Annotated in this window: 8 protein-coding genes and 1 pseudogene; 6 read left to right on the top strand and 3 right to left on the bottom strand. The window is 42.2% G+C overall.

The features are described 5' to 3' along the window. Positions 1-94: 94 nt before the first annotated feature. Together J7E78_RS18075 and cls are read left to right on the top strand one after the other, a co-directional pair. A complete protein-coding gene (locus J7E78_RS18075) occupies positions 95-574 on the top strand; it encodes a GyrI-like domain-containing protein (protein WP_215077585.1) in 480 nt (159 codons plus the stop codon). 217 nt (positions 575-791) lie between these two features. Further along, positions 792-2,230: pseudogene (gene cls, locus J7E78_RS18070) on the top strand (cardiolipin synthase). Positions 2,231-2,393: 163 nt separating this feature from the next. Here the strand turns inward: cls and J7E78_RS18065 are convergent. From J7E78_RS18065 to J7E78_RS18055, 3 genes are read right to left on the bottom strand one after another with little or no spacing between them, the layout of a single operon-like run. Then, positions 2,394-3,515 carry a Ger(x)C family spore germination protein gene (locus tag J7E78_RS18065; RefSeq protein ID WP_215077584.1) on the bottom strand — a complete coding sequence of 374 codons (1,122 nt, stop codon included), beginning with the start codon at positions 3,513-3,515 and terminating at the stop codon, positions 2,394-2,396. Further along, the gene (locus tag J7E78_RS18060) at positions 3,512-4,600 is read right to left on the bottom strand and encodes a GerAB/ArcD/ProY family transporter (RefSeq protein ID WP_215077583.1); all 1,089 of its coding nucleotides are present in this window, start codon (positions 4,598-4,600) and stop codon (positions 3,512-3,514) included. The genes J7E78_RS18065 and J7E78_RS18060 overlap by 4 nt, the downstream gene beginning before the upstream one ends. After that, positions 4,593-6,056 (bottom strand): spore germination protein, encoded by a 1,464-nt coding sequence (locus tag J7E78_RS18055; protein WP_215077582.1) that lies wholly within the window; start codon positions 6,054-6,056, stop codon positions 4,593-4,595. Before J7E78_RS18055 ends, J7E78_RS18060 begins: the two co-directional genes overlap by 8 nt. Before the next feature lie 232 nt (positions 6,057-6,288). Between J7E78_RS18055 and J7E78_RS18050 the strand changes: the two genes are divergently transcribed. The 4 genes from J7E78_RS18050 to J7E78_RS18035 all read left to right on the top strand — a co-directional run bounded on the left by J7E78_RS18050 (position 6,289) and on the right by J7E78_RS18035 (position 12,338). Further along, the gene (locus tag J7E78_RS18050) at positions 6,289-8,589 is read left to right on the top strand and encodes a copper amine oxidase N-terminal domain-containing protein (RefSeq protein ID WP_215077581.1); all 2,301 of its coding nucleotides are present in this window, start codon (positions 6,289-6,291) and stop codon (positions 8,587-8,589) included. A gap of 266 nt (positions 8,590-8,855) precedes the next feature. Then, entirely contained in the window at positions 8,856-9,803 is a 948-nt protein-coding gene (locus J7E78_RS18045) for an ABC transporter permease (protein WP_215077580.1), read from the top strand. A 13-nt stretch (positions 9,804-9,816) separates the two neighbouring features. Continuing rightward, positions 9,817-10,686, top strand: coding sequence for a carbohydrate ABC transporter permease (locus tag J7E78_RS18040; RefSeq protein WP_076210617.1), 870 nt, complete (start codon positions 9,817-9,819; stop codon positions 10,684-10,686). Positions 10,687-10,751: 65 nt separating this feature from the next. Then, a complete protein-coding gene (locus tag J7E78_RS18035; protein WP_215077579.1) occupies positions 10,752-12,338 on the top strand; it encodes an extracellular solute-binding protein in 1,587 nt (528 codons plus the stop codon). Positions 12,339-12,345 lie beyond the last annotated feature (7 nt).

Raw genomic sequence — 12,345 nt, 5'->3', positions numbered from 1 at the left:
AACAGTATCATATTCTGACATGATTTAAGGTTATTATAAACCTATCAAGTGAAAACACAAATCAATTGAAAATTTAAAGAGGACGGTGTAAACCATGAGTAATTATCATTTTGAAGAAAAAGAGAGCTTTATCGTGTTAGGTATTGGAACGGATCTTAAGAGCGACTATACAGACTATGTTGGCATCAGCAAGGAGAAGGCGGATTTTTGGTCCACGGTGAAAGCGGATGGAAGCCTGGACAAACTAAAGTCTCTGGCAACAAACGACTACATTTTTGCCGTAAACGAAGCAGTGAATAACCAGATGATGCATTATGCTGGTGTCATGACAGAACAATCTCTGCCAGAAGCAACGAGAGTAATCCAATTTCCTAAGGGAGAATACCTTGTTGTGAAGGGTGAAGCAGAGACGGCTGATGCGCTCAGTAATATGCTTACTGGCGTTGCCTTTGGTCAAGCTCTACCGACGGAAAAGGATTATGCCTATGTTGGTGGCCCAAACACAACGGTTGAAATGGGAGAGAGAAACGGCGTGGTATATGGTGAAATGTGGGTTCCTGTTGTAAGGAATTAACTAAAGCATAAATATTCAATGCAAAAGAATCCCTTCTTTTATAGGAAGTGGATTCTTTTTTTTAGTTCGATGTCTAGTGATTATCATTTAATAGATTTAGTATTCCTCAAGTATGTTATCATATTCTTTGTGATGACGGCTTCATTCGAGAACAGCTAAGTAATAAGTATTTTTTATCATTTACATAAAGTCAATGGAAGGCAGGAGATATAGCAGTATGGTCACGCTGATACTTTCGCTCGTTATGATTATAAACATATTACTCTCAGCGGTATTTTTGTTTTTTGAAAGGAGAGACATTGGTTATACTTGGGCCTGGCTCATGATATTTTACTTCATTCCTATTTTAGGTTTTATCGTTTATCTCTTTTTGGGACGTAACCTCAAAAAGAAAAATTTCTACGGACTTTCAGCTGAAGAGAGAAACTCCCTAAATTTAATTGTCCAGAACCAGTTAGTGACATTGAAGGAGCAACGTAAGGAAAACAACCCCCTGCTCATGAAATATGCTGACCTGATTCAATTGAATCTGACTTCATCCAATGCAATCCTAACCAATGACAATGAGATATTCATCTTCGATGATGGACAAGAGAAATTTGATTCTTTATTTTCTGATATCAAGGAAGCCAAGAAAGAGATTAACATCCAATATTACATTATTCAACCGGATTCCTTAGGGAAGAAATTACGAGATGAATTAACCATAAAAGCTAAAGAAGGCGTAAAAGTGCGAGTTCTCTATGACGAAATTGGTTCAAAGAAACTCTCATTGAAGTTTTTCAGAGAACTAATCTCTGCTGGTGGAGAAGTAGAGGTCTTTTTCCCGTCACTGATTAGGCCATTAAATTTCCGTATGAATAATCGAAATCATCGAAAACTTTGTATTATTGATGGGGAGATTGCTTATATTGGCGGATTTAATCTGGGGAATGAGTATCTAGGCATGGATAAAAAGTTTGGATACTGGCGTGATACACATTTTAAAATGCATGGAGATGCCGTTAATCATATTCAAGGAAGGTTTATTTTGGATTGGAAACACGCCAGCAAAACCGATCAAGTAAGTTACGAACAATTCTCCTTCAACACAGCAAGGCTTGATGGTTCAAGTCCAGTTCAGATTGTGTCTAGTGGTCCTAACTCACAGGTGGAACACCTGAAGAATATGTACATCAAGCTTATAGTAAATGCCAAAAAGAGTGTGTATATTCAAAGCCTTACTTTATTCCTGACAGCACTTTTATGGATGCATGTAAAATCGCACTCCTATCCGGGGTGGATCTGCGCATTATGATTCCCAATAAGCCCGATCACCCGTTTGTATATTGGGCAACTTGGGCGTATGCTGGTGAATTATTGGACTATGGAGCCAAGATTCTGTTATATGATAATGGATTCTTACACGCAAAGACCATTGTAGTAGACGAAGAAGTCGCTTCAGTAGGGACGATGAATATTGATTCCCGGAGCTTTAGGTTGAATTTTGAGGTGAATGCAATTGTATATGACGAGCGAGTTGCGAAACAACTTCAAGAATTGTTTCATCAAGATAGCCAGTTAAGTACAGAACTTACTTCTGATCGTTATAGAAACAGGTCCCTTATTATAAAATTTAAAGAAGGAGTATCACGTCTTCTTTCACCTATTTTATAGCTCAGCCTCACTGCTGATGTTATACTCAACCAGGCACGATAAAACTTTTCACTGAAGTGTTTCTTAACGACTAAAGTATTAGCAAATCCTTCTTTTTAAGTCAACAGTTAAAAGCTCTCTTCAAAATGGAAGAGAGCTTTCCCAATTGCACGACAGCATGTTATTAATTTAAAACGCCGCTGCCGACTATTGTAACCTTTACTTCCGGGTGAAAACGAACTTGGGCATATTGTTTATTCCAGTCCAGGCTTTTCCACAAGTCCGGATAATGGGCAATTAAATGTCTGCCAATACCGAAGGAATCACACCCACTTTGCTGAAGTGTCTTGATGATTTGTTCTGCGTCCTGGGTCATGTCGTCGGTTAACTTACGGTTCAGACGTTCAATCGTATCTTTTTCCTGAAGTTGATTCATTGCATACTCAACGATTGTTACTGGAAGTTCGATATGGAGATTCACATCAATTTGGCTATCATTTGCCACCTTTACCGCCAGTTTGCGCTTAATTTGTGCGATATTCGCTTCATAAGTGACATAGTTGCGTGGGTTGTTGGAAGGCCCTGGGTGGACCTTTTTGACAAAACGCGCCGCTTTATTCCATTTCCCACTCATAATAATGTATAGAGGAGCCTGTTCGGTATTGAGACTGCCGCTGAACCTTTGCCCATGAAACAGAGCGATTCCCCGAGCATCAATCTCCTCTCCATCCTTATTAAGGTAAGGCAACGTAAAATCCTGTCCCGGATCCAGCATGGGAGGGAGAAGGGTCTCTAACGTCATTTCAGGAAAAATACATAATTCCTCCAGACTCTTAATTTTTTTCGTAATAAACTCACCAATCAATATGCTGCCAACTCTTTTGTGGTGTAACAATTCTCCTGCATCGCCATCCACAATCGCAATTTTTACATGTGAGGTCGGGTAATCGGGTTCCCGATATAAGACGTCCAGGTAGGGGTAGATATCATTTTGTGCGAGTTTGTTGCCGTATAAGATCATCCCATATTTGAAGAAACGGATATCACCAGTCACTTTAGCGCGAATTCTATCCGTACTTTGACGGACGGATCTCCCGGTGCCTGAGTGGACTTCATTACCGCTACTCCCTTGTTGACTCTCAGAATCATCGACAATTTCAAGCGTCTGTTTAATTTCACCCTCTGAGGTGATGTCGAACGCCGAAGCATTAGCCAGTCTTGCATCTTTTAAACTATCCTGATCCCAGCATCCCGTCATCACCATGAGCAGGATCAGCAGGACAAGGAGTTTTCCTCGTTTACTCATATCATCTTCTCTTTTCGTTTCATTATATAAGATAGAACCAACAGTAGCAGAGGCAGGATCATGAGAAAAAAGTATGCCGATCTGTTAGCTATCGTACTAATCAACTCCAGTTTTTCCTTCTGTTGTGGCAGATAGGCAATTATGCAAGAAGCAAGAACGACATAAGGGACGGCTTTTTTATGGTGTTTTTGTCTCAAGAGATAACTTATACCATAGGATGCCGTATAGTAGTAGCCACAAATGGCTCCAAAAATTGATATTAACCAGATGGGGAGGAATAGGAAATCGGCCCGATCCATTGTCCCGAGTGGGATAGAACGGAGCAAGTAAATGACAGGTTCAGGCATTAAGTCAACCTGCTGGGGACTGAAAGCCGCTGAACAAATAAACACGGTAAATGCATACAACAACACAACTACAGCACTTGCAGAAGCAACGGACTTAAGTTTGCCACCGCTGTTACCTTCAACCATGGGAAACACAACGAGAAAAAACTCGAAGCCGAACATAGCCATTAATGTTTCGGTTGATCCACTAATGATATTGGGCCACCCTGCTTCCGTCATAGGTAAAAGATATAACAGATTGATTTCCTTGATTCCATAACTGATCAATACCATCATGGGCAAAACCAAAAAGGAGATGAGTACAAGCACCCGGGCAATAATTCGTAATTTTTGCCGAACCAAATAAATACTGCTGAATAAAAAGAGGGCTAATATAGCCCACCGAGGCGTATCCTGCAGCATCCAGCGGTTAATCACACCGTAGGCATTCACCAGAACAGAAGTACCCATTAACAGGAAATATCCAACGTAGGCAATGATCAGCAACTTGCCCATCCATTTACCTGTAATCAGCGTTACAATGTCATAAATGGATGAACTCGGAAATCTTCGCATCAAAAGCCAGCACAACAATATGATAAGTTGAATCAGTATACCTCCAAGGAAAACAGAAATCCACCCCCCACCGTTGGACAGAAGGTGTATCCGATAAGGGAGGGATAAAATATCTACACCGATTTCAAATTTAATAATAAGAAAGAACAATTGTCCCCGTGTGATCGTCGTTTCCTTATTCACGTTTTTTCCAACTCCTAGAGAACTTCTGCTGATTCAGCCGCTGCGGGCGGGCATCATGAGGACGTCCGCGAAGCGCCCAGATGGGAAATCGTATCCATACATCCTTCATGTCAGCTAATCGGAAAGGGGCGACTGGAGCAAAATAAGGGGACCCTAAGTTTTCCAGCTTACAGAGGTGAATGGTTAGAATCACCAGACCAAATGCGATGCCGATATATCCAAAAAGCGCCGCGCCAATCATCATTGGAAAGCGGAGAATACGTACTGCTGAACTCATCTCATGCGAAGGCACCAAAAACGACGAGATAGCAGTTAGTGATACCACAATAATCATCGTATAGGATACAAGCCCAGCTCGAACGATAGCATCACCGATAACCAAACCGCCAACGATGCCGATGGTCTGGCCCACTCGGCTGGGAAGTCGGACCCCGGCTTCTCTTAATACTTCAAAGATCAGTTCAAGCAACATTGCCTCTACAAGTGCAGGAAAGGGGATGTTCTGCAAGGATTTCTTGATTGTGTGTGCCAGCTCGATCGGTAAAATAGCGGAGTGAAAGGAGATCGTAGCAATATAAACAGCAGGTAATGTAAAAGCAATGACAAAACTCATCATGCGAATTAACCGTAAAAAAGAACTGACAATCCAGCGACCATTATAATCATCCGGACTTTGGTAAAAAGCAAAAAACGTAACTGGAGCGATAAGAGCTGAAGGACTTCCATCGGCAAGTATGGCGACGCGTCCTTCCATCAAGTTGGCAACAACCCGGTCAGGTCTTTCAGTACTGAGCTGCTGAGGAAACAGAGAGAAGGGGTTATCCTCTATAAACTCTTCAATAAAGCCTTGAGCGAGCACCATATCTGAAGATATGGATGTAATTCGCTCTTTTACTTCGTTGACTAACTCCGGATTGGCCAAGTCCTGAAGATATACAACTGCAATTTTGGTATGTGTCTTCTCGCCGACGTTAAAATATCGAACCATCAAGGATGGGCTAATAATTTGTCTACGGATCAGATTCAAATTAACGGAAAGCTGCTCTACGAATCCATTGTGTGGCCCTCGAATAACGCCTTCGTTTTCCGGTTCAGTTGTGCTACGGACATATATTTTCTCGGTAGAAAGAATGTAAAACTCCGGGTACCCGTCGAGTATGTAAAGACATTTCCCTTGAATGAGTGCGTCTATTCCACGTTGCAGATCCGTATCTTTTCCACTTTCTAAAGTGGTGAACGTGGGGTAGATTTCCGAATCAGCTTGGCCATTCAGTGCTGTTAAGACATGTGTTTGAATGATCTCCTGATCTACAAGTGAATCGATATAGAGAAGCACACTCTGTACACCATTAAGTAGAAGCTGTTGTTGCTTCAAATCGTCAGTACAGTAGAGGGACTGTTCCACGTAAGAAATATTCATTTTCAATTCAGAGAATGCCTGTTTGGTTAGGGTCATTGATCCACCTCTTTATCAAATGCGACATGGATTATCTTGTGCAAAATCAAGACTATTATTCAATAGGCGTTTCATATTCAAAGAACTTATAACCAAACATTGAAAAAATAGCTGCACTGAAATCCATAATTTACAATTGAATTAGAAACTTTTTCCTAAATCTAGCGTCTAATATTATGACTTTATGAGGGGTTATAAATTACTAGAGAGTAGAAGGAGCCAAAGACAACGCATGAATATGAAGAAGAAATTATCTATTTTTACCGCTTTAGCCGTTTTTCAAGCCTTTGCAGTCGGTTCTGTGTATGCGCAATCAGCACCGCAAGGTGACACCGCGTCAGTAAACACGGCCAATGTAGAATCAGTTGAGGTGTTAAAACAAGAGCAGCCGATTGCAGAGCGTGAAGTGAAGACGGAGAGCAATAACAAATCTATCAATACTCCGCCCACTGAAGCCAAGGACACTCAAACCTCAACCGGCACTGAGGCAACACCTAAAACAGATAGCGAGAAACCTGCATTGGATGGGGGAGAGACCACTACAAACGAAACGGGTACGAAACCTGTAGTTCAAGAGGAAACCCCTGAGAAGGTGGAAACGCCAGCTACGCCTGCTCAAATAGAGCAACCATCCATTGATGGGACGTCTCCTGTAGCAACAGGTGGGAATCTGACGTTGTACATGAATAGCAATAAAATGGAGCAGGATGGAAAAACGTATCTTGCTGGCCAGCCAATGGCTGTAAAAAACGGTGTATCCTATGTTGCAATCCGTGCGCTGGTTGACCGTGTGGGATACGGCGTCAAATATGATAACAAAACCAAGGAAACGATCATTATTAGTGGTGAGGATGAACTCCGATTCAAGACGAACAGCAAGGACTATACCGTCAATGGAGAGACAAGAACGATGAAAGGCCCTGCATATCAGCAAAAAAGTACATTCATGGTGCCGTTAACTTCCATTACTCAAGCTCTGAACATCACCTATAAAGTGAATCAGTCGGCTAAAACGGTTGTGTTGAATCTTAATACAAAACCTGTTGCAAGCTTTACCATTTCCCAAAAGGAAATCTTTGCGGGTGATCAAGTGGACTACGTGACTTCTTCCAGTTCACCTAATGGAATGGATATCGTTGACGAACGCTGGACAGGTCGCCAGGATTCATTTGATCAAGCAGGTACATATACGATTTCATATCAAGTACAGGATTCCAACGGACAATGGAGTGATCCCTATTCGGTTACCATTGAAGTATTGAGTCCTAACCTTCCTCCTGTAGCCATGTTCGCCACGGATAAAGAACAATATAAAATGGGCGAAAAAATAACATACGCAGATCAAAGCACAGATGATGAAAATAGTATTGTTAAAGCGGTGTGGGAGAACAATTCACTTGCGTTCTTTGAACCGGGTCCCAAAACGGTGACTCTTACGGTTACTGACAATCACGGCGCTACGAACACGTACTCCAAAGTCATCACCATAACCAATGAGACCTTATATTCATTTACCGATTTTAATTTACTCTTCACGCCAATAGGACAGAAATTCACTTTTAACGGCGGCGAAGTGACTACCATGGAGAAAGTGCCTTATACGTACATGGATGAGCCAAGTTTGCTGATCCGCAGTAACAGTCCGGAAACTGTGAATACGGAAGGCATTGTATATAAAGAATCATCTTTGGGGCAGACCCGTTTCATGATTCACCACGTGAACAATACAGGCAAAAGAGTAAAAATGTATGTGATTGCAACCAATAACAATCCAAATCCGGCAGTATTTGAACAACAGAACATGGGCTTTGCCGGACCTACACCTTATGCTACCGTAGCTGGGAAATTGTCTATTGATAAATGGTTCAAGTCGATTCAGACTGGAGCGGATCAAAAGAAAGAGTACCTTCAACCTGGGGAAAGCAAACTGATTTTGACTGAACTTAATAAAACGCCGATGAAAGAAGGACAAGTCATCTCTCTCTATTCGGATGCATATAGTGATTATTCCTTAGACTATAACGTTATCCTGGTGGAAGAAAATAAAGATCCGTTCGAAGCCTTGCCATTGCTTCCCGTGCTTGATCGTGACGGAGTACACAATCGGGGTACGTATCCGAATGCGACTCGCATCATAAAGTACGATGAGCACGTGGGAACCAAACCGGCCCGTCTGCCACTTGGTGACAATTCAAGCGATCCCAATCTGGTAGGAACAGATCCGATGGCATACACAGACGCATCCAATGCGGGTAATTTCGGCGTATTGTACAAAATCACGCTGACCAATGTTGCACCGCGTACGCTTATCTCCTTTAACCCTCGTGGAGGGAAGTACTCCGGAGTAGCTCTGGTGAACAATCAGTTGGTATCGATTGCCGAAGGTAACGTTGCGGTTGCCAATTCAAGTGAACAAAGCGTTCTTTACCGCACCGGATCAACTGGAGAGAGCGTAACGATTCTATTCTCTGCCGCGCCAGGAAGCAACCTGCCGGTCAATCTGCTCTTCACACCACTCCCATCGGAGAAGTAATGTAGCTGTCTCTTAACAGCTAGTTCAGAGATGAATGTGCTGTCGATATCATACTAAGCAAAGAAACCATTGCCTAAGCAGGTAACGGTTTCTTTGCTTTTTTTATGCTTTAACGGAACAAGTTCTTGTCTCACCTTCCGGGATTAGCTGTTGGAACGAGCCCCGGCACACTTCCTTAAAATCTTATAAGAAATTCTTGATATATCAGCAATTTATCTGATAGGCGGGTGCTATTATACAAATACAAACAAAGACGAGGTGATGAAATGCAAGCAAAATTGGCAGCGGACGCCATTCCCATCTCCAAAAAGCGAAAGACATGGATAAGGACGATACAAAAGTACAAAGTGATGTATGCTCTCTTATTACCAGCCTTAATTTACTTTGCGGTATTCAAATACATTCCTATGGCGGGAATCATGATTGCTTTTAAAAACTACAACCTGGCTCTGGGACTATGGGATAGCCCATGGGTGGGATTCAAAAATTTTACGGATTTTATGAACGGCGTTTATTTCTGGGACATCATGAAAAATACGATCATCATATCGCTGTATAAGCTATTGTTCGGTTTCTCCGCGCCCATCGTACTTGCTTTACTCCTCAATGACGTTTATAGCCAATGGTTTAAGAAAATCGTACAGACAATCACTTATTTACCTCATTTTCTATCATGGGTCATCGTTTATGGAATTATGGTAGCATTACTAGCCCCAGGGGATGGTCTCTTTAACATGATTTTAAAGGATTTTGGTGTTGAACCCATCTCGTTTCTAACGGAACCTGCCTGGGGGAGAATGCTGATCATCTTATCTGAAGTATGGAAGGATATCGGATGGGGTGCGATATTGTACCTTGCAGCATTATCAGGAATAGATCCAAGCTTATATGAAGCGGCTCGAATGGATGGTGCTTCCAAATGGAGACAGCTATGGCATATCACGTTGCCCGGTATTCGTGGAGTCATTATTCTGATGCTGATTCTTAAATTAAGCCATATCCTGGATGCGGGTTTTGACCAAATATTCATGTTTTCCAACACCTTTAACCAGGAGAAGATCGACATTATCGACACATGGGTATACCGGGAAGGGTTGGAGCGTCTTAAGATCGGCTTGGCTACTGCTGTAGGATTGTTTAAAGCGGTCATCGGATTTGCTTTAGTGTTGGCAGCGAATAAGCTCGCCAAAAAATTCGATGGGCAAATCTGGTGAGGTGGTCTTGAGAATGATCCATATGACAATTGGGGAAAAAGTCTGGCAAACCGTCGTTTATGTGATTCTTATTTTGTTATCTCTACTTTGCGTGCTACCCTTTCTATATGTGGTTGCTGTCTCCGTAACCCCGGAATCGGAAGTATTAAGAAGAGGAATTGTGATTATACCAGAATCCTTTACCTTTCTGGCCTATAAAGAAGTATTCATTTCTCATGGGATATGGCAGGCGTATAAAATTACGTTGTTTCGAACAATTGTAGGCACTGCATTAAATGTGTTTTTTACAGTAATCGCGGCCTACCCGTTATCCAAAAAATATTTGCCGGGAAGAAGTCCGTTTTTACTCTTCATTGTGTTTACCATGATGTTCAGTGGGGGATTAATTCCGACATATTTACTAATCCGCTCTCTGGGATTGTTAAACAGTCCTTGGGTATTGATCATTCCAAATCTCATTAGTGCATTTAATCTGGTGATCATCAAAGGCTTTTTTGAGCAATTACCTGGTGAAATCGAGGAATCAGCGAGGGTAGATGGTGCCAGTGAGCTCCAGACGTTATGGCGGATCATTTTACCCCTGTCCTTACCCGTCCTTTCCACCATTTCCTTATTTTACGCAGTCGGGCATTGGAACAGTTATTTTGATGCCATTGTATATATCAATGATTCCAACTACATGCCACTTCAAGTGATTTTGCGCAACATCCTGCTTAACGTCGCAACTCAAAGCGCTGATTCGCTCGCCAATTCCGGGGCTGTCAGTACGTTCGCTGTGCAGATGGCTACAGTTGTTGTGACTACAGTCCCGATATTGATCGTTTATCCATTTTTGCAAAAGCATTTTACCAAAGGTGTACTCCTGGGATCCGTTAAAGGTTAAAAGGTGTTCCAACCTAACTTATTACGGGGAAACCGTGATAATATACAAGCAAAGGAGAGGTCAATATGCAGCGTAAAAAGATTTCATTTATTATTCTGTCGGCAATCTTAGGACTTGGAACGCTTTTGTCAGGATGTGGGGGAAATGAAGAAGTTACATCGACAACTTCGAGTAATTCGCAAGGCCAGTCTGGCCAGTTTGCAACCAAAATGAAAATCTCAATGTTTAACCAAGGCACTTTTAATGCGGCTGCTCCGGTACCTCCACGAGATGAAGATATTCAACGTCAGATGTTGGAAGAAGAGATGAACATCGACTTGGATATGATGATTCCTCAAGCGGGTCAAGCAACAACTAAACTGAATACACTCATTGCAGGCGGGGATATTCCAGACTTGATCTTTTTGAAGAGTCGTGCTGATCTCGCGCAATATTACGACCAAGGTGTTCTTGCGGATTTGACACCGTATATGGATCAGTTTCCTGAACTACAGAAGCGATTTGGCACCGACTCATGGGAGGCAATGTCCTATCAAGGTAAAACCATTGGAGTTCCAGGTTATGATAATGTAAACGGTATCAGTCGTAGCTTCTTCATCCGTAACGATTGGCTGAAAAAGCTGAATATGGAGGTACCAACAACACCTGATGAGTTGTTCAAAGTTATGAAAGCCTTTACAGAGAAAGACCCGGACGGGAATGGTAAAAACGATACGTACGGATTCATCGGCGGTATGAATAAAGAAGGTAATCTGCAGACCTACGGCTTTGATAGTTTGATGTGGATGTTTGGCGTCAATCCTCCTTCGGCCGTTGAGATAAAAGATAATGAACCGATATTTCTGTTTATCGATCCCAAAATGAAAGAAGCGCTTGCTTACATTAATAAAATGATGGCAGCAAAGGTGGTTGACCCGGACTGGGTGACGATGAATTCGCCTGATCTGTTGGATCAAAAGATGTTTAAGGGTAGAGTTGGCTTCATGATCAGAGATGCTCGCAGACTGGAGCCGGATTATCAACAGAAAATGAAAGAAATTAGTGGAGAGGTGCCGGAATGGATCGTTATTCCTCCGATGAAAGGTCCTTACGGGGATCAAATTGTAGAGAGAAAATCATTCCAGGGCAATTCATGGGCCATATCCGCAAAAGCGGACGAGGACAAAATTATTCGAATCTTGTCCATGCTAAATTATCTCTTTACGGATGAAAAAGCTTATCCGAACTTTGCATACGGAATCAAAGGCATCCATTGGGATATCGTAGACGGCAAGATCAAAAATAAAACCTCAGAATTATCAAAGGAAATGAAAGAAAAGTACCTGTGGGTTGATCATTATAGAATGCCACGCCGTGGTGATGATGCGGAGTATTTCAGCTTCCAGAATCCTAAGACAGCGGAAGCTTTCAAGAACAATCAGCAATATGTGGGGCCAACGCTCCCCGGAAATTTATTGACCCCAGACCCAAGCGATACCTTGGATGCTGACCGCACACGTTTCATCAATGAAAGTTTAGTTAAATTTATGACGGGCAAAGAGCCACTTTCCAACTGGGACAATTTCCTCCAGACGCTGGACACCAAGTTTGACATGCAGAAATATAAGGATACCGCAATCCAGCAATTTAAAGAAGCCGGCCTTATCAAGTGAAATAAAT

It is taken from the genome of Paenibacillus polymyxa, from assembly GCF_018614975.1.
In the GTDB taxonomy this organism is placed as follows: Bacteria; Bacillota; Bacilli; order Paenibacillales; family Paenibacillaceae; genus Paenibacillus; species Paenibacillus polymyxa_E.
Note: the sequence above shows the minus strand (reverse complement) of the source record. Positions and strands in the feature narration are given on the sequence as shown.

What these genes read in the sequence shown, in the direction of transcription:
- J7E78_RS18035 (WP_215077579.1), top strand. Translation starts at nt 10,752, where the DNA reads ATGCAGCGTAAAAAGATTTCATTTATTATTCTGTCGGCAATCTTAGGA.
- J7E78_RS18065 (WP_215077584.1), bottom strand. Translation starts at nt 3,515, where the DNA reads ATGAGTAAACGAGGAAAACTCCTTGTCCTGCTGATCCTGCTCATGGTG.
- J7E78_RS18055 (WP_215077582.1), bottom strand. Translation starts at nt 6,056, where the DNA reads ATGACCCTAACCAAACAGGCATTCTCTGAATTGAAAATGAATATTTCT.
- J7E78_RS18045 (WP_215077580.1), top strand. Translation starts at nt 8,856, where the DNA reads ATGCAAGCAAAATTGGCAGCGGACGCCATTCCCATCTCCAAAAAGCGA.
- J7E78_RS18040 (WP_076210617.1), top strand. Translation starts at nt 9,817, where the DNA reads ATGATCCATATGACAATTGGGGAAAAAGTCTGGCAAACCGTCGTTTAT.
- J7E78_RS18075 (WP_215077585.1), top strand. Translation starts at nt 95, where the DNA reads ATGAGTAATTATCATTTTGAAGAAAAAGAGAGCTTTATCGTGTTAGGT.
- J7E78_RS18050 (WP_215077581.1), top strand. Translation starts at nt 6,289, where the DNA reads ATGAATATGAAGAAGAAATTATCTATTTTTACCGCTTTAGCCGTTTTT.